This is a genomic window from Mesorhizobium sp. B2-5-4 (assembly GCF_006441095.1).
Lineage (GTDB): Bacteria > Pseudomonadota > Alphaproteobacteria > Rhizobiales > Rhizobiaceae > Mesorhizobium > Mesorhizobium salmacidum.
The window spans coordinates 78,844-96,647 of the sequence record NZ_VFUR01000004.1 but is presented as its reverse complement, the minus strand read 5'-3'; the positions used below and the strand labels follow the sequence as shown (position 1 = coordinate 96,647).

At 62.4% G+C, this 17,804-nt stretch carries 15 protein-coding genes and 1 pseudogene; 9 read left to right on the top strand and 7 right to left on the bottom strand.

The window, feature by feature from the left end; genetic code table 11:
• Positions 1-10: 10 nt before the first annotated feature.
• Positions 11-628, top strand: coding sequence for a 5-bromo-4-chloroindolyl phosphate hydrolysis family protein (locus FJ492_RS06540; RefSeq protein WP_140506556.1), 618 nt, complete (start codon positions 11-13; stop codon positions 626-628).
• Entirely contained in the window at positions 628-1,734 is a 1,107-nt protein-coding gene (locus FJ492_RS06535) for a hypothetical protein (RefSeq protein WP_140506558.1), read from the top strand. Before FJ492_RS06540 ends, FJ492_RS06535 begins: the two co-directional genes overlap by 1 nt.
• 1 nt (position 1,735) lies before the next feature.
• Here FJ492_RS06535 and sthA read toward each other — a convergent pair whose 3' ends face one another.
• Positions 1,736-3,124: a Si-specific NAD(P)(+) transhydrogenase gene (sthA, locus tag FJ492_RS06530; protein WP_140769099.1), complete on the bottom strand. Its 1,389-nt coding sequence runs from the start codon at positions 3,122-3,124 to the stop codon at positions 1,736-1,738.
• A gap of 202 nt (positions 3,125-3,326) precedes the next feature.
• On the opposite strand from sthA, the gene FJ492_RS06525 reads away from it, so the two are divergent.
• The 3 genes from FJ492_RS06525 to FJ492_RS06515 all read left to right on the top strand — a co-directional run bounded on the left by FJ492_RS06525 (position 3,327) and on the right by FJ492_RS06515 (position 5,725).
• Positions 3,327-3,797, top strand: coding sequence for an RDD family protein (locus FJ492_RS06525; RefSeq protein WP_140715243.1), 471 nt, complete (start codon positions 3,327-3,329; stop codon positions 3,795-3,797).
• A 139-nt stretch (positions 3,798-3,936) separates the two neighbouring features.
• Positions 3,937-4,695, top strand: a complete 759-nt coding sequence (locus FJ492_RS06520; RefSeq protein WP_140506563.1) for an arginyltransferase — start codon at positions 3,937-3,939, stop codon at positions 4,693-4,695.
• Between the two features lie 133 nt (positions 4,696-4,828).
• Positions 4,829-5,725 carry a DMT family transporter gene (locus tag FJ492_RS06515; protein ID WP_027146679.1) on the top strand — a complete coding sequence of 299 codons (897 nt, stop codon included), beginning with the start codon at positions 4,829-4,831 and terminating at the stop codon, positions 5,723-5,725.
• Between the two features lie 15 nt (positions 5,726-5,740).
• Here the strand turns inward: FJ492_RS06515 and FJ492_RS06510 are convergent, their stop codons facing one another.
• Both FJ492_RS06510 and parC read right to left on the bottom strand, forming a co-directional pair.
• Positions 5,741-6,958, bottom strand: coding sequence for an AI-2E family transporter (locus FJ492_RS06510; protein WP_140769097.1), 1,218 nt, complete (start codon positions 6,956-6,958; stop codon positions 5,741-5,743).
• 270 nt (positions 6,959-7,228) lie between these two features.
• The gene (parC, locus tag FJ492_RS06505; protein WP_140769095.1) at positions 7,229-9,481 is read right to left on the bottom strand and encodes a DNA topoisomerase IV subunit A; all 2,253 of its coding nucleotides are present in this window, start codon (positions 9,479-9,481) and stop codon (positions 7,229-7,231) included.
• A 331-nt stretch (positions 9,482-9,812) separates the two neighbouring features.
• Between parC and FJ492_RS06500 the strand changes: the two genes are divergently transcribed.
• Positions 9,813-11,003 (top strand): hypothetical protein, encoded by a 1,191-nt coding sequence (locus FJ492_RS06500; RefSeq protein WP_140769093.1) that lies wholly within the window; start codon positions 9,813-9,815, stop codon positions 11,001-11,003.
• 110 nt (positions 11,004-11,113) lie between these two features.
• On the opposite strand, the gene aspS is transcribed toward FJ492_RS06500, so the two are convergent.
• On the bottom strand, positions 11,114-12,904 hold the full coding sequence (gene aspS, locus FJ492_RS06495; protein ID WP_181166600.1) for an aspartate--tRNA ligase: 1,791 nt from the start codon (positions 12,902-12,904) through the stop codon (positions 11,114-11,116).
• Positions 12,905-13,127: 223 nt separating this feature from the next.
• Here aspS and FJ492_RS06490 point away from each other — a divergent pair, with 223 nt between their 5' ends.
• From FJ492_RS06490 to rnd, 3 genes and pseudogenes are all read left to right on the top strand, one after another.
• A complete protein-coding gene (locus FJ492_RS06490) occupies positions 13,128-13,502 on the top strand; it encodes an avidin/streptavidin family protein (protein WP_140769091.1) in 375 nt (124 codons plus the stop codon).
• Positions 13,503-13,516: 14 nt separating this feature from the next.
• Positions 13,517-13,800, top strand: a pseudogene (locus FJ492_RS06485) (MFS transporter); the annotation flags it as partial.
• Positions 13,801-13,875: 75 nt separating this feature from the next.
• On the top strand, positions 13,876-15,027 hold the full coding sequence (rnd, locus tag FJ492_RS06480) for a ribonuclease D (protein WP_027143088.1): 1,152 nt from the start codon (positions 13,876-13,878) through the stop codon (positions 15,025-15,027).
• A 48-nt stretch (positions 15,028-15,075) separates the two neighbouring features.
• Here rnd and FJ492_RS06475 read toward each other — a convergent pair whose 3' ends face one another.
• The 3 genes from FJ492_RS06475 to guaB are packed head-to-tail and all read right to left on the bottom strand — an operon-like array spanning position 15,076 to position 17,597.
• Positions 15,076-15,495: an MAPEG family protein gene (locus tag FJ492_RS06475; protein WP_140769089.1), complete on the bottom strand. Its 420-nt coding sequence runs from the start codon at positions 15,493-15,495 to the stop codon at positions 15,076-15,078.
• A 25-nt stretch (positions 15,496-15,520) separates the two neighbouring features.
• Positions 15,521-16,063, bottom strand: a complete 543-nt coding sequence (locus tag FJ492_RS06470; protein WP_181166599.1) for a hypothetical protein — start codon at positions 16,061-16,063, stop codon at positions 15,521-15,523.
• A 31-nt stretch (positions 16,064-16,094) separates the two neighbouring features.
• On the bottom strand, positions 16,095-17,597 hold the full coding sequence (guaB, locus tag FJ492_RS06465) for an IMP dehydrogenase (protein ID WP_140507237.1): 1,503 nt from the start codon (positions 17,595-17,597) through the stop codon (positions 16,095-16,097).
• Positions 17,598-17,804: the final 207 nt, after the last annotated feature.

The window sequence follows — 17,804 nt, the reverse complement described above, 5'->3', positions numbered from 1 at the left end:
GCCTGCCGGGATGCGCGGCTTGTTCGGCAATGACTGGAACTGGATCGCGGCGGGCGTGATCTCGGCGGCGCTTCTTGTCGGCTTGGGTGTTCTGACCCAGTTCCCGTTTCTGGTGTCGGCGATCATCGCTGCCCTCGTCTTTGCCGGGCTGGTGTTTGTCCTGGCGCCGCGACAGCTTTTCGAAGGGCTCGACCTCAGCACGCTCAGCGGCAGCAAAGTGGCCTTCGCCCGCGAACTTCTGGCGCAAGCGCAGCCAGCCGCGGACCGGCTGTCGGCAGCGGCCGGTTCGATCACCGACAAGGACATGAAGGCCAAGGTGAAGAACCTGTCCGACATCGCCGCCGACGTGATTTCCAAAGTCGAGACGAAGCCGGAAACCGCGCCCTCGGTGCGGCGTTTCCTCACCTACTACGTGCCGCAGGCGGCGGAAGTGGCGGAAGGTTACGCGACGCTGGCGAACCGGCGTGCACCCAGCCAGGTCCGGCTCGCCAATGTCGGCGCCGTCATCACCAAGCTGCAGGACGCGTTTGTGCATTATGCCGACAGCCTGGCCGATAGCGAACTCGGCACGCTCGACGTCGACCTGCGACTCATTCAGGAGTCGCTGAACGAGGATATCGGACGCTGATGGCCATTTCGCGCCGCGCTTTCGGACTGGGTCTGCTGGGTGTCGCCGCTGCCGGCACCGGCGGCTATTTGACGCTGAAGGATCGTCCCGAGTTTCGTGGCTATCTTGGCAACAAAGCGCATCTGTTCGGCTTCATCGGCGGCGAGAAGCAGGCATTCCTGGCCGATCTGGACGTCGTGCATGCGCTTGGCGGCTACGGGCTGGAACTCGATGCGCGTGTCGCCGGTTCGGTTGAGATGGTGCGCGAGCCGGCATTGCTCACCCAAAAACCGCAATTCCTGTGGCCCTCTTCCTCGATCATGGTCGATCTCGCGCGCAAGAACGGCGTCTCGATCCGCAACGACCAGGTGGTGCTCAACTCGCCGATCGTCGTCTACACCTGGGGACCGGTGGTCGAAGGGCTGAAGAAGAGCGGGCTAGTCACGGTCGCCGCCAAGGGCGGCTACAACCAGCTCGATCTCAAGGCCTTGCTCGATGCCGTCCTGGCCGGCAAGAACTGGGCCGATCTCGGCATTGACGAGCTTTATGGCCGCGCCCGTATCGTCTCCACCGATCCCAACCGCTCCAACTCCGGTTTCATGTTCGCCGGCCTGGTGCTCAGCCTGATGAGCGGCGACGTGGCGACCCAGGAACTGCTTGCCCAGCACGGCGACCAGGCCAAGGCGATCTTCCGCGGCATGGGGCTGAAGTCGTCCTCGTCGGGAAAGCTGTTCGACCAGTACATCGCCGGCGGTCTCGGCGCCGAGCCGATGGTGGTGGGTTATGAGAACCAACTGGTGGAATGGGCGCTCGCCGATCCCGCGCGCTGGCAAAGGGTGCAGGCCGGCATGGGCGCCAAGCCCGAGATTCTCTACCCCAGGCCAACCGTCTATTCGGCGCATCCGCTGATCGTCGTCGATCCCTCGGTTGACAGGCTGCTGGAGGCGCTGACCAGCCCCAAGCTGCAGGAGCTTGCCTGGTCAAAGCACGGATTCCGCGGGCCGCTCGGCACCGTGGCGGGTGACGTCGGCGCGATAGCCGGCGTGCGCCCCGCTGAAATCGAGGCGGTGCTGCCGATGCCCTCCGCCGACGTGATGCTGGCGCTGCTGTCGGGGTTGGAAGGCTGATCTACCCTCTTCCCATCCTGTTCCAGGCGTCGAGGCCGGCGATCTTGTAGGCTTCCGCGAGCGTCGGGTAGTTGAAGGTGTTGTTGACGAAGAAGTCGACCGTGCCGCCGAGATTGATCACCGCCTGGCCGATATGAATGAGTTCGGTGGCGCCCTCACCGACGATGTGCGCGCCGAGCAGGCGCCGCGACTCGATCGAGAACAACAACTTCAGGAAGCCGGTGTCGACGCCCATGATGTGGCCGCGCGACGTCTCGCGGAAGCGCGCGACGCCAACCTCATAGGCGCCGCCGCTTTGGCGTACCTGCTCCTCGGACTGGCCGACCGTCGATATCTCCGGCACCGCGTAGATGCCGTAGGGAAAGGTTTCCGGCGGCGCCGGCAGGGTCACGCCAAAGGCATGGCAGGCGGCCACCCTGCCCTGCTCCATCGAGGTGGAGGCGAGGCTCGGAAAGCCGATGACGTCGCCGGCGGCGTAGATATTGGGCACGCTGGTCTGGAAGGTCTGCGGATCGACCTTGATACGGCCCCTGGAGTCGGCTTCGATGCCGACCACGTCGAGGCCGAGGCTGCCGACATTGCCGGTGCGGCCGGCGGCGTAGAGCACGACCTCGGAGCGGATGGTTCGGCCATCGGCCAGTTCCACTTCGGCGGCTTCCGGCTTGGAGCGGATTTCCTTGACCGCGCTGCCCAATCTTATCGTCATGCCGCGGTCGCGCATCTGGTGGATGAAATCGTCGACGATCTCCCGGTCGACGAAATCGAGGATGGAGTTGCGCGGCTCGACCAGCGTCACCGGTACGTCGAGCGCGGAAAAGATCGTGGCGTATTCGACGCCGATGACGCCGGCACCGATCACCGTCAGCGTGCGCGGTAGCCGGTCGAGTTCAAGCATCTCGTCGCTGTCGAAGACACGGGTCTTGTCGAAGGGCACGTCGCGCGGCCGATGCGGCCGGGTGCCGACGGCGATCAGCGCGTTGGCGAAGCCGACTTCGCTGTAATCGCCATTGTCAGATGTCAGACTGACCTTGTTGTGGCCGAGAAATTTCACCGCCGCGCGCGCACTTTTGACCGTGTTTCGCATGAACTGGTGTTGCAGCACCTCCACCTCGTGGTCGAGCGTCTTGTGCAGGCGCTCGATCAGGTCGCCGACCGAGATATCCTGCTTGACCCGATAGCCGCGTCCATAGAAGCCGCGCTCGCGCCAGCCCGAGAGGTTGAGCACAGTTTCGCGCAGCGTTTTCGATGGGATGGTGCCGGTGTGCACAGAGACGCCACCAAGACGCCGGCCCCGGTCGACCACCAGCACCGATTTGCCGAGTTTGGCCGATTGCACCGCCGCGCGGCGGCCCGAAGGGCCGCTGCCGATGACCAGCATGTCGTAGTCCATATCACCCCGTCCCCTCGGCGTCTTGTTGCGCCGCAGCAAGCTAACGCCATCCACGCTGCAAATTCAACCGGTTCAGACCGTCAGCCCGTTCTACCCTGCCCGGTGCGCGGCGAAACGGTCCGATCTTGATTCCACCACCAGCCTTCACCATTTCTGATGAGGTGGGCCCAGGCTAAGCAGGCCCCTGTTACGAGGAAATGACATGGACGCTCGCGTTCTCGATGGCGAAATCATCAACACCCGGCTTGACGATGTCAGGGCTTATGAAGGCGTGCGCACGAGGCGCATCCTGGCCTTCGTGCTCGACTATATCATCGTCGCCCTGCTCACCATTCCGTTCGCCATCCTGGTGTTCTTCCTCGGGCTTTTGACCCTCGGTCTTGGTTGGATGCTATTTGGCGTCCTGGTGCCGGCAGTCGCCATCCTCTACATCTGGAACACACTTGGCAGCGCCGACCAGGCTACTACGGGCATGAAGATGATGGGCATCCGCCTCGACCGTCTCGACGGCAGGCCGATCGACGGCCTCACGGCGGTCGTCCATTCCGTGCTGTTCTGGGCCGGCAACGTCATCCTGTCGCCGCTGGTCCTGCTGGTGACCCTGTTCTCCGACCGCAAGCGCACGCTGCACGATCTTTTGCTCGGCACGGCCGTCAGCCGCACTGGCCGCTAAAACCGACCCTCAAGAGAAATCGCAGCCCCTTGAGCGCAAATGTGAAGGTGTTCAGTCAACCGCACCTTCACTATCCTATTGAATTTTTCGCCGCCGGAGCCAAAGGTAGAGCGATTCGAAGGAGTGTTTCCAAGGCTCGATGACGCAGCATCCGACCCAGTCGCCGCAGTTTTTCCTGACCGCGCCGTCGCCGTGCCCCTACCTCGAGGGCCAGTTCGAGCGCAAGGTGTTCACGCATCTGGTCGGCGACAAGGCCTCGGAGATGAACGACCTGCTCACGCAAGGCGGCTTCCGGCGCTCGCAGAACATCGCCTACAGGCCAGCCTGCGAGACCTGCCGTGCCTGTGTATCCGTGCGTATCCTGGCCCAGGAGTTTACCGCCAGCCGCAACATGAAGCGCGTGCTGCAGCACAATTCCGACCTCGTCGGCGCCATGCACAATGCCGAGCCCTCGACCGAACAATATTCGCTGTTCCGCGGCTATCTCGATGCCCGCCATCGCCGCGGCGGCATGTCCGACATGACGGTGCTCGACTACGCCATGATGGTCGAGGATACCCATGTCGACACCAAGGTGATCGAATACCGGCGGCGCGGACCCGATACTTTCATCACCGGCAAGGGTCAGGGTGAACTCATCGCGGTGGCGCTCACCGACAAGATGGCCGACGGCCTGTCGATGGTCTATTCCTATTTCAATCCCGATTTCGAAAGCCGCTCGCTCGGCACGTTCATGATCCTCGACCACATCGCCCGTGCCAAGGCGATGGGACTGCCCCATGTCTACCTTGGCTACTGGGTCAATGGTTCGCGCAAGATGAATTATAAGATGCGCTTCATGCCGCAGGAGCATCTCGGCCCAAAAGGCTGGGAGCGCTACACCAACGAAGCGGTCTGACGCTGAGTTTTCCCACGATCCACGCTTAACTGTTTCAAGGCAGGGGATGCTGGTCTTTCAGCCGCTCGGCTGGAGAGAGTGCGCGATTGCGCCGATCGGCCATCGCCTGCAATTCAATTGCGAAAGTTCCTGCATGTCCTCTCACCATGACCACCAGAAGGGTCTTCTGATAACCGCCATCGGCGGACTAATACTGACTGTCGACATACCGTTGATCCGCCTTGCGGATGGCGGCGCGTGGACCATCCTTTTGCTGCGGACCGGAACTACTTTCATCGCCGCGATGATCATCTGGTCGGTCTGGCGCGCGCTGAGCCGGAATGTGCCGCCGCTCATCCCCGGCTGGTCCGGGCTGATCGTGGCGATATGCTATGGGCTGACCTCGATTACCTTCGTTACGGCGGTCTTTCATACCTCGACCGCCGATCTGGTGTTTATCCTGGCCTTCAACACCGTGTTCGCCGCACTGCTGTCCTGGATATTCCTGAAGGAAAGACCGCGGGCGGTGACGATCGTGGCGATGCTGGTCATGATCCTCGGCGTGCTGGTCATCGTCGGCGGTTCGGTCGGCACCGGCAAGCTGTTCGGCGACTTCATGGCGCTCTGCTCGGCTTTCTTCATCGCGGTCGCCATCACCATCTCGCGCGCCAGCGGCAAGGATATGGGATTCACCTCGCTGATCGGCGTCCTTCTGCCGCTTGGACTGGCCGCCTTCATGGTGACAGGCGAAGGCTTCCACGTGAACGCGCCGTGGTGGATCATCTTCAACGGCGCCGTCATCATGCCGATCTCGTTCTTCTGCCTCGCCGCAGGGCCGAAATATATTTCGGGACCCGAAGTGGCGATGTTCTACCTGCTCGAAACGGTGCTGGCGCCGATCTGGGTGTGGATGATCTTCGCCGAGACGCCGACGCGCAACAGCCTGATCGGCGGCGGCATCCTGATCGTCACGCTGGTCGCCCATTCGCTCTGGCAGCTGCATGATGGGCGCAGGCGCCGGGGCGACCTTGCGGTGCACCATCCGGCCTAGATTTGTCCGAAATCCCTATCCGGCGCTCGCCTTCTTCGCGGCGCTTGGTTCGGGCAGGACGTCGATCTGCGGACCCGCCTCGATCTCGGCGGCAGAGCCGTCCGCCATCTCGTCTGCCATTTCCACCTCGCGCAGCCACTCGCGCCAGATCGCGACCAGCAGCGCCATCAGCACCGGGCCGATGAACAGGCCGAGAAAACCCATCGTCTTGACGCCGCCGATCAAGCCGAAAAAAGTTGGTAGGAAGGGCAGTTTTATCGGTCCGCCCACGAGCTTGGGGCGCAATGTTTTGTCGACGATGAACAGCTCGACCGTTCCCCATATGAACAGCGCCAGGCCGGCCATCGGCGAGCCGCTGGCGGCGAGGTAAATCGACACCAAGGTAAAGGACAGCGGCGCACCGCCGGGGATGAGCGCCATCACGCCTGTCAGCGCGCCCAGCGTCACAGGCGACGGCACGCCGGCCAGCCAGTAGGCGACGCCCAGCACCAGACCCTCGCCGATGGCAATCACGGTCATGCCGGTCACGGTCGAGGAAATGGTCGCCGGCACGACGCGGGAGATCCGCTCCCAGCGGGTCGGCAGGATGCGTTCGCCGAGGCGGTCGATCTGGCCGGCGAAATTCTCGCCATCGCGATAGGCGAAAAACAGGGCGATCATCATGAACAGCAGCGTCAGAAAGAGGCTGAAAGCGCTGCCGCCGGCGGCGAGCGCGCCGCGGTAGATGCTGCCGATATTGGCGCCGCTGACCAGCTGGATCAGTTCCCCGATGCCGCCGGGATGGCCGAGATTGGCCGTCCACTGCTCGTTCAGCCACTCACCCACCACAGGCAGGGTGGCGATCCAGTGCGGCGTCACCGCACCGTGCCGATTGGTCTCGATCGCCCAGCCGACCCACTCGCGCACCTCGTTGATTGCATAGGTGCCGGCAAGCGCGATCGGTATCACCAGGAAGGCGAGGATGAACAGGATGGCAAATGTGGCGGCGATGGTTCGGTTACCGCCGACGCCGACCAGCAGGCGCCGATAGAGCGGCCAGCTGGCGAAAGCGATGACGAGCGCGGCCAGCACTGGGAACAGGAAGCCATGGAAGAAATAGACACCAGCGGCAACGATCAGCACCAGCAGCCAGCGCGCCGCCGACAGCGGCGGTATGACGGCCGACCGAAGCGGTGTGGACAGCCCGAAGAGGCGCTGCTGCCGTTCCGGTTTCTGGATCTTTGCTTCCTTCAAATGCCCTATTCTCCCCGACCCGTCCGGTCAGTTATGCACTGATATAGTGCAGCAATCGTGACGATAGTCCAAATGGCGATGGTGGCGCTGCCAATCTCCCCCCTCGTGAGGAGATGTCCGGCAGGGGGCGTGAAGGATCGCCAGCCTCTGATTTGATCTGAAGGACTGAGAATTGCGACAAGTGTAACCAGTCATTTGATGCGCTGGCGGGACAGCGCCCCCCTCTGGCCTGCCGGCCATCTCCCCATCCAAGGGGGAGATCGGCAGTTTCTACCCGAACTTGCCAGTCCTCGGGAAACCCTTCGGCACCATACGCCCTGCCGATGCCCTCGCGCCGATCCACTCGGCCAGTTCTTCGCGCGACCGCGTGAAGGTGCGGTCGGCCGAATCCTGCCAGGAAAGACCGGTCGCCAGCGTGAACGGCTTGAGGTCGAGAAGGCCGCCGTCCTTGTATTTCTGCAGCCGCACGCCTTTACCGCGATTCATCTCCGGAATTTCCGAGAGCGCGAACACCAGCATCTTGCGGTTCTCGCCGACGATGGCCAGATGATCGCCGGTGACCGGCTCGCAGCGCTTGGCTTCGTCCGGGGCCTTGACGTTCATCACCTGCTTACCCTTGCGGGTGTTGGCGACCACCTCTTCCTCCGCAACGATGAAGCCGTTGGCGTCGAAAGAGGCGAGCAGCAGCTTGCGCTTGGGATCGTGGACGAAGGCGGTGACGATGTCCTGGTCATTGTCCATGTCGACGATGATGCGGATCGGCTCGCCATGGCCGCGGCCGCCGGGCAGCCGGTCGGCGCCGATCGTGTAGAATTTGCCGCCGGTGGTGAAGACCAGCACCTTGTCTGTCGTCTGGGCATGGAAGGCGAGCTTGAGACTGTCGCCCTCCTTGAAGGTCAGCGTCGAAAGATCGGCCAGATGGCCCTTCATTGCCCGCAGCCAGCCTTTTTCCGAAACCACGACGGTGACCGGCTCGCGCTCGATCATGGCATGCGCGATGTCGGTCAGGTCGTGCTCGGGCGCATCGGCGAACTGGGTACGGCGCTTGCCGATCTCGGTCTCCGGGCCGAACTTGTCGCGAACCTGAGTGACTTCCCACTTGATCGTCGACCACTGCTTTGCATCGGACGCCAGCAGCGCCTCGATCTGCTTCTTCTCTGCGGTCAGGCCATCGAATTCCTTGCGTATCTCGAATTCCTCCAGCTTACGCAACGCGCGCAGCCGCATGTTGAGGATCGCTTCGGCTTGGGTGTCGGTGAGCGACCAGCGGGCCATCATGACCTGCTTTGGCTCATCCTCCTCGCGGATGATCTTGATCACCTCGTCAATGTTGAGATAGGCGATCAGGTAGCCGGCAAGGATTTCCAGCCGCCTCTCGATCTCACCGAGGCGATGTTTCGAGCGACGGATGAGGACGTCGCGGCGGTGATCCAGCCATTCCTGCAGCACGCCTTTCAACGACAGCACGTTGGGCACCTTGCCGCGCGACAGCACATTCATGTTGAGCGGGAAACGGCTCTCGAGCTCGGTGAGCTTGAACAGTGATTCCATCAGGATGCCGGGGTCGACGGAACGGCTCTTGGGCACCAGAACGACGCGGATGTCCTCGGCACTTTCGTCCCTGATATCCTCGAGCAGCGGCAGCTTGCGGGCCATCAACAGCTCGGCGATCTTCTCGATCAGCCGCGCCTTCTGCACGCCATAGGGGATTTCGGTGACGACGATGCTCCAGGTGCCCCTGCCCTGGTCCTCCTGGTTCCATTTCGATCGTACGCGAAAGCCGCCGCGGCCGGTCTCATAGGCTTCGAGGATGGAGGCGCGGCTGTCGACGATGATGCCGCCGGTCGGGAAATCCGGGCCCTGGACGAAATCCATCAGCTTCGCCACCGGCGCGTCGAGATGCTCGATCAGGTGCAGTGCGGCGTCGCAAAGCTCGGCCGCGTTGTGCGGCGGGATCGATGTCGCCATGCCGACCGCGATGCCGGACGAGCCGTTGGCCAGCAGATTCGGGAAGGCGCCGGGGAGCACGACCGGCTCCTCGTCCTCTTCATTGTAGGTCGGCCGATAGTCGACGGCATCCTCGGTGATGCCGGCAAGCAATTCGGTCGCCACGTCGGTCATGCGCGCTTCGGTGTAGCGCATGGCGGCGGCGTTATCGCCGTCGATGTTGCCGAAATTGCCCTGGCCGTCGACCAGGGGGTAGCGCATCGAAAAATCCTGCGCCAGCCGTACCAGCGCATCATAGATCGACTGGTCGCCATGCGGGTGGAACTTGCCCATCACCTCGCCGACGATACGGGCGCATTTGGCAAAACCCTGGTCGGGATTGAGGCGCAGCAGGCGCATGGCGTGCATGATACGGCGATGGACCGGCTTCAGTCCGTCGCGAACGTCGGGCAGCGCCCGGTGCATGATGGTCGATAGCGCATAGGCGAGATAACGCTCTTCCAGCGCCTTCTTCAGATCGACCGGTTCAATATGATCGCCGCCGCCATTGTCAGGCGGCAAAAGCCTTTTTCCCATGGGCTGGGACTAGCCGAGCGGGTGATTCGCGGCAAGAGGCGCGCACCGGACCGGTCGATTTGCGCACGTTTCTGCAACAGGAGACCGCAAGGTCGAGCTTGCCGGCCAACATCAATCTGTTACATGCCGCATCTATTGCGAAGCACGCTGGCGGCCCGACCTTCATGCCAAATTCACTGCATTGTCCAATAGCGTTCGGATCGGGTTTGCCTTTCACCGCGATTTTCGACCATTGTGCCGGGACACGCCTTTTTCCCGTCCAGTTCGTCACGGAATGGTGATGGCGCAAAGAATTGAAAAATAATTTCAGGACACTCTCAGGGACCTTGCGATGACAATCAACCGCTCAACTCTCCGGAAATTCGCTCTTTCGACCCTCTTGCTCACACTGCCGCTGAATGCTGCCCTTGCCCAGGACGCCGCGGTCGCGGACCGGCTGAAGGCTGCGCTCTCCGCACAGGGCGTCGACATCTCTTGGACCGGCGTGACCGGCGACAACACCAGCATGGTGCTGCAGGGCGTGTCGGTGAAACCGGCCGCGGAAAAGGAAGCGCTGACGATCGGCGACGTCAAGCTCGAGAACATCACCGAAGCCAATGGCGGCTATGATATCGGCACCGTGTCGACCTCGGCCTTCGAACACAGCAAGGACGGCGTCACCCTCGATCTCAGCCCCTTCATCATCCACGACATGACGGTGCCGGCCGACGGCTCCACCAGCCCGCTTGGCTCGCTGATGATGTATAAATCCGCTGAACTGTCGAACATGACGGTCAAGGTCGCCGACAAAACCGCATTCTCGATGGACGGCCTTGCCATAGAGATCACGCCGCCCGCCGACGGCAAGGCGATGGAGTTCACCGCCAATACGGAGAAGTTCACGGCCGATCTCTCGCTGGTCGACGATCCCAAATCCAAGGAGGTCATCAGCGCGCTCGGCTACCAGAACATCTCGGGCAATCTCGAAATGGCCGGCATCTGGCAGCCATCTGACGGCAAGATGGAACTGTCGAAATACGACATCTCCGTCGAGAATGCCGGCACGCTCGGCATGACCTTCGACCTCGGCGGTTACACGGTCGACTTCATCAAGTCGTTGCAGGAAATGCAGAAGAAGATGGCCGCACAGCCGGAAGGCGCCGACAATTCGGCGCAAGGCATGGCCATGCTCGGCCTGTTGCAGCAGCTTTCGTTCAACAGCGCCTCGATCCGCTTCGACGACGATTCGCTGACCGGCAAGGTGCTGGACTATGTCGGCAAGCAGCAGGGCATGTCGGCCAAGGACATCGCCAACCAGGCCAAGGCGATCGTGCCGTTCGGCATGGCGCAGCTCAACAATCCGGAACTCACGGCTCAGGTGACCGCCGCGGTCAGCAAATATCTCGACGATCCGAAGAGCCTCGAAATCTCGGCCGAGCCGCCGGCATCGGTGCCGTTCGCTCTGATCATGGCGGGCGCCATGTCGAACCCGCTGGACCTGCCGAAGACGCTCGGCGTCAGCGTCAAGGCGAACGAGGACTGATCGAAGCGGCCTCAGGACACGAAAAAACCGGCAGCGATGCCGGTTTTTTTGTTGCCGAATCGGAAGAACCGGTTCGAGCAAGTTCCTGAAGTGAAGCCCGAAGCTTCTGGTCAGGCGTCCTTCTTGGTTGGCGCGACGCGCAGCGCCAAATCGCGAAGCTGCTGCGGGCTCGCTTCCGACGGCGCGTTCATCAACAAATCATAGGCCTGCTGGTTCATCGGGAACATGGTGATTTCGCGCAGGTTCTTGGCGCCGACCAGAAGCATGACGACGCGGTCGACACCGGCGGCCATGCCGCCATGCGGCGGCGCGCCATACTGGAAGGCGCGATAGAGGCCGCCAAAGCGCTCCTCGACCGTGGCGCGGTCCAGCCCGACCGTCTCGAATGCCTTGACCATGGTTTCTGGCAAATGGTTGCGGATGCCGCCGCTGGCGATCTCGAAACCGTTGCAGACCATGTCGTACTGAAAGGCCTTGATGCCGAGCAGGTCCTCGCCGTTCAGCGCATCGATGCCGCCCTGCGGCATCGAGAACGGATTGTGGGCGAAGTCGATCTTCTTCTCCTCCTCGTTCCATTCGAAGAACGGGAAGTCGACGATCCAGCACAGTTCGAAGCGCTCGCGGTCGACAAGGTTCAACTCCTCGCCGGCGCGCGTGCGCGCGGCGCCCGCAAAGGAGACGAACTTCTTCGGGTCGCCGGCGACGAAGAACGCGGCATCACCATCTGCAAGGCCAAGCTGGAGGCGGATCGCCTCGGTGCGCTCCTCGCCGATGTTCTTAGCGAGCGGGCCGGCGCCTTCGAGCTTGTCGCCCTCCTTGCGCCAGAAGATGTAGCCCAGCCCCGGCTGGCCCTCGCCTTGCGCCCAGCTGTTCATGCGATCGCAAAAGGCGCGGCTGCCGCCGGTTTTTGCCGGAATGCCCCACACCTCGGCCTTCGGGTCGTTGGACAGGATGTTGGCGAACACCTTGAAGCCGGACTCGCGAAAATGGTCGGAGACGGCCTGCATCTCGATCGGGTTGCGCAGGTCCGGCTTGTCGGAACCGTATTTGCGCATGGCGACATCGTAAGGGATGCGCTGGAATTTCTGCGTCACCGGCTTGCCGTTGGCAAAGGTCTCGAAGACGCCGCGCATCACCGGTTCCATGGTCGACAGCACATCGTCCTGCTCGACGAAACTCATTTCGACGTCGAGCTGGTAGAATTCGCCAGGCAGACGGTCGGCGCGCGGGTCTTCGTCGCGGAAGCACGGTGCGATCTGGAAATAACGGTCGAAGCCGGACACCATGATAAGCTGCTTGTACTGCTGCGGAGCCTGCGGCAGCGCGTAGAAGGTGCCAGGATGGATGCGCGACGGCACCAGGAAGTCGCGCGCGCCTTCCGGCGACGAGGCGGTAAGGATCGGCGTCGAGAATTCGGTGAAGCCGACCTCGCCCATGCGCTTGCGCATCTCGGCGATGATTTTCGTGCGCGCCACGATGTTCCGGTGCAGCGTCTCACGGCGCAGGTCGAGGAAGCGGTATTTCAGCCTGATGTCCTCGGGGTAGTCCGGTTCGCCGAATACCGGCAGCGGCAATTCCTTGGCCGCCGACAGCACCTCGATCTCGCGGGCGAAAATCTCGATCTCACCGGTCGGCAGGTTGGCGTTCGTGGTTTCCGGCAGGCGTGCCTTGACCTCGCCGTCAACGCGGATCACCCATTCACCGCGCAAGGTCTCGGCGACCTTGAAGGCAGGCGAATCCGGATCGGCGACGATCTGGGTCAGGCCGTAATGGTCGCGCAGATCGATGAACAGCAGGCCGCCATGGTCGCGCACGCGATGCACCCAGCCCGACAGGCGAACGGAATTGCCGACGTCGCTCTTTCGCAACTGGGCACAGGTATGGCTGCGGTAACGGTGCATGGTCATGGATAAAAAGTCCGGGATTGTGGGTTGCGGGCCAAAGCATCGCAGCCCGGCCCAAAATTTGCGCGAAAAGCGCATGAGAGGCATGGTTTGTCAAGGCAAACGGATGGAGCGGCAGTCTCTCAGTCTGGAACTTCGGGTTTCAATCCATAGCCGGTCATGTGGCGGAACCGTAAACCGCCTCTCGCGTTGGCGCATAATGGAGTGAGAGGAGGCAAACATGTTTTCCTGGAAGGGCACTTGGCGCAATCAATACGGTTCGGTTGTAGTTATCGAAGACGATAGCGATGGTTTGATCCGCGGTGTCTTCAAGACAGCATTGCCCGACAGCAGCTTTTCCGGGATGGAAGTGCCTCTCCACGGGGCCGCTCATGGAGATGTGATTGGCTTTACTTCCGCGGCGTCAGGAAAAACGGGCCCGGCGGCGGTCAGCTACACCGGCATTTTTCGGAACGGCAAGATGGAGATGTTGTGGCACACAGTGGCTGGAATGGCACTTTCAGCCGACGCCGAGGGTGAGCCCGCAAAGCTGACCCAGGTTGGAACATGGCGCGCCTTCGGGACCAGCCTAGACACTTTTGAGCGCGTCGATTGAATCCTCTGACCGCCGGCGAGTTCGTGCTGATCAACGCGGCCCTGATGCTGTTCTATTCCTTCGGCGCCGTTGGCGGCCCGTTCGCGGCCTCGACAGCGATGCAGTATTTCGGGCCAAGCGCGCTGTTTGTCTTCAGCGCCGTGGTCTACGCGGTCTTCACCGCCGTCATCCTCTCCGGCGTGGGTCCGGCGTGCCGGCCGGCAAGCGCAGCCGCTTCACCGCGGTGTTGCGCACCTCGACCATTTTTGCGCGGCTGGCGAGGAGAAATAGTGATCCAGACAGTCCGGAAGGGCCGTGACGGTGGCACCACAGCTTGACGAAAGCCTTCCCGGCTGAAATCTAGGAAGACCCTACTCCTGCCAAAAGCGATTTGATGCACGTCATCACCACCCAGAAAGAACTCGAGACCGTTCTCGCCGCTTTCGAAAAGTCGGATTTTGTCACCGTCGACACCGAATTCATCCGCGAAACGACCTTCTGGCCCATCCTGTGCCTGATCCAGATGGCCGCGCCCGGCGTGACGGCGCTGATCGATCCGCTGTCACCTGATATCGACCTCGCTCCCTTCTTCAGGTTGATGGCCAACGAGGCGGTGGTCAAAGTCTTCCACGCCGCCCGGCAAGACATCGAAATCATCGTCCATCTCGGCGATCTCGTTCCGCACCCGGTGTTCGACACACAGGTGGCGGCGATGGTCTGCGGCTTCGGCGACAGCGTTTCCTACGATCAGCTCGTGCAGCGCATCACCGGCGCACGACTCGACAAGTCGTCGCGCTTCACCGACTGGCGCCACCGCCCGCTGTCCGACAAGCAGCTCGACTACGCGCTGGCCGACGTTACCCATTTGATCGAGGTCTATCAGCACCTCAACGCCGAGCTGGCGCGGGAAAACCGCGCCCACTGGCTGAATGAGGAGATGGATGTCCTGACCTCGCGCGAGACCTACGATCCGCATCCCGAGGACGCCTGGAAGCGGCTGAAGATGCGGCTTCGCAAACCGCAGGAGCTGGCGATCGTCCAGACCGTAGCGGCATGGCGCGAACGCGAGGCGCGCGAGCGCGACGTGCCGCGCGGCCGCGTGCTCAAGGACGATGCGATCTACGAGATCGCGCAGCAAGGGCCGCGCGATGCGGCAGCCCTTGCCAAGCTGCGCACCACGCCCAAGGGCTGGGAACGCTCCTCGACGGCGACGGCACTGCTCGGCGCGGTCAACACCGCGCTCGCCCTCCCCAAGGAGCAGATGCCGAAACTGCCGAAAAGCTTCCAGCCGCCCGAGGGCTCGAATGCGGCCGCGGAGCTCTTGAAAGTGCTGCTCAGGATCATCGCCGAAAAGCAGGGCGTCGCCTCGAAGGTGCTCGCCTCCAGCGACGATATCGATCGCATCGCCGCCGAAGGCGAGGATGCCGATGTGCCGGCCCTGCAAGGCTGGCGGCGCGCCGTGTTCGGCGAACAGGCGCTGAAACTTGTGCGCGGCGAGATCGGCATCAAGTTCGACAATCGCAAGATCGCGGTGTTCGATCTATAAGCGCCGGCCTTTCCGTCTTCCCTTTTTGAGAAGGTGATTTGGCGCAGCTCATACGATCGCGAGCAAGTGCAGGGCCAACCAGATCCAGCCCAGCGCCAGCACCACCGCGCCCAGCACGAAGGAGCGGTTGCGCATCAGCAGCTTGTTGCTGGTCAGGTGAAACCAGGCGTGAAAATAGCGCGACGCGACGAAAATCCACATCAGTGCGAGCGTGATGTAATTGACGCCGTTGGTCATGTGCAGTGTCAGGCACAGCACGTAGAAAAGCACCGGCAGTTCGAATTGGTTGATCAAATTGTTCGCGACGGTGACAGTAGAGGTCGGCTCGGTCGAACGAACCTTGTACTGGCCGACCTTGGCTTCACCCGACTTGACAGCAAAATAGCGGCGCCGGCCCATGACGATATAGACGGTGTAGATCAGCAGCACGTGAGCCAGCACAGGCCAGAAGATCGTGGTCTGGTTCATGAAGTCGCCCCTGCCCTGCTCCGCTTCAATTCCGACGTCCTTGGCCCGCCAACCAGAAAGCGGCAATGACGATGACCGGGACGGCGAGAAGCACGAATTTGGTGACGATGAGCGCCGAGGCGAAAGACAGCGAGTCCGGGTTGGCGTAGAGGAAATCGGACAGAAGCCGCGCCACGGCGATATTCTGGGCGTAGTCGGCGAGCGTGTAGGGCAGCACCAGGATCAGCGCGAAGATCGCCTGCATCTGAGCAGGCAACACGCGGAAATTCTTCAGTCGCCGGCCAGTTGCCAGGATCAGGCTGACCAGCGTCAGCGACAGCAGCGCCGGAAACAAAAGATCGAAGGTCAGGTAATGCCAGACCAGGATGATCTCGCTGCCGCGCCGGCCAAGCGCCGTCAGCCAGGCCATGCCTTCGTCGGGCGTGAATCCGAAATAGCGCATGTCGAGCGAGGCCAAGCCCCCGCTCAATTGGCGGAAATAGAAGAACTCCATGCCCGCCATGGCGATGAAAACCGCCGCCGAGAGAAAGCAGAGCGCCCCGACATGGCGCGACAGGCGCAGCACCATGGCGGTCAAGTTGCGCCAAAGCCCGGAAGAATCAGGCTCCGCCGGGATAGTTGGGGCTTTCGCGGGTAATCGTGACGTCATGGGCGTGGCTTTCACGAAGTCCGGCGTTGGATATGCGCACAAAAGTGGCGCGGTCGCGGAAATCGGCAAGGTCGCGGCCACCAACATAACCCATAGCGGCTTTCAGCCCGCCTGCAAGCTGGTGCAGCACGCCAGACACAGGTCCTTTGTAGGGAACCTGCCCTTCAATGCCTTCCGGCACCAATTTCAGCGTGTCGCGCACCTCGGCCTGGAAGTAGCGATCGGCGGAGCCCCGCGCCATGGCGCCGACCGAGCCCATGCCGCGATAGGCCTTGAAGGAGCGGCCCTGGTGCAGATAGACCTCGCCCGGGCTTTCGTCGGTCCCGGCAAGCAGCGAGCCGATCATGGCGGCACTGGCGCCGGCGGCGAGTGCCTTGGCGAGATCGCCGGAATATTTGATGCCGCCGTCGGCAATCACCGAGGCGCCCGATTTATGCGCTGCCTCGACCGCCGACATGATGGCTGAAAGCTGGGGAACACCGACCCCGGCCACGATGCGGGTGGTGCAGATGGAGCCCGGACCAATGCCGACCTTGACGGCATCGGCGCCGGCGTCGATCAGCGCCCGCGTGCCTTCGGCGGTGGCGACATTGCCGGCCAGGATGCGCACGGAATTGGAAAGCTTCTTCGCCCGCGTCACCGCGTCCAGCACCCGCTGTGAGTGGCCATGCGCGGTATCGATCACCAAAAGGTCCACGCCGGCCTCGATAAGGCGCTCGGCCCGTTCGAAGCCGTCATCGCCGACGCTGGTGGCGGCCGCGGCGCGCAGGCGCCCCTGCGCATCCTTGGTGGCATGCGGGTTGAGCTGCGATTTCTCGATGTCCTTGACGGTGATCAGCCCGACGCAATTGCCCGTTTTGTCGACCACCACCAGCTTCTCGATGCGGTGCTGGTGCAGAAGCCGCTTGGCCTCGTCCTGGTCGACATTCTCCTTGACCGTGATCAGGTTCTCACGGGTCATCAATTCGTAGACCTTTTGCGCCGGATCGGAAGCGAAGCGCACGTCACGGTTGGTCAGGATGCCGACGAGCCGGCCGGTCTTGTGGCCGCCGGCGCCGCCATTCTCGACCACCGGAATGCCCGAAATCGAGTAGGTGCGCATCAGCGACAATGCGTCGGCGAGCGTGGCGTCGGGACCGATCGTGACCGGGTTGACCACCATGCCGGATTCGAATTTCTTGACCTGCCGCACCTGCTCGGCCTGTTCGGCGGGCGAGAAATTGCGATGGATGACGCCGATGCCGCCGGCCTGCGCCATGGCAATGGCGAGCCTTGCCTCGGTGACCGTGTCCATCGCCGCCGACAGGATCGGCACGTTGAGGTCAATGTCGCCGGCGATGCGGGTGCGGATGTCGGTCTGGCCGGGCATCACCTCGGAATGACCGGGCTGCAAGAGCACGTCGTCAAAGGTCAGCGCCAGTGCGCCGGTGGAGGTTTCGATGATTTTTGCCATGGCCAGCCCCTTTGAATGCAGAAAAAGCGCTGGACCGGAATGGACAGCGCCGACTCATTATTCCCTTTCAGGATTGGCGGTGGCTGGTAACACGTCCAGCGGCCGATGAAAAGCTGATCGTTGCTTCCACAACAGGATCACTCGAGCCCAGGCGACGCGACCCCTGGTTGCGATCGCACAAAAGTGACAGCATTTAACACGACATCG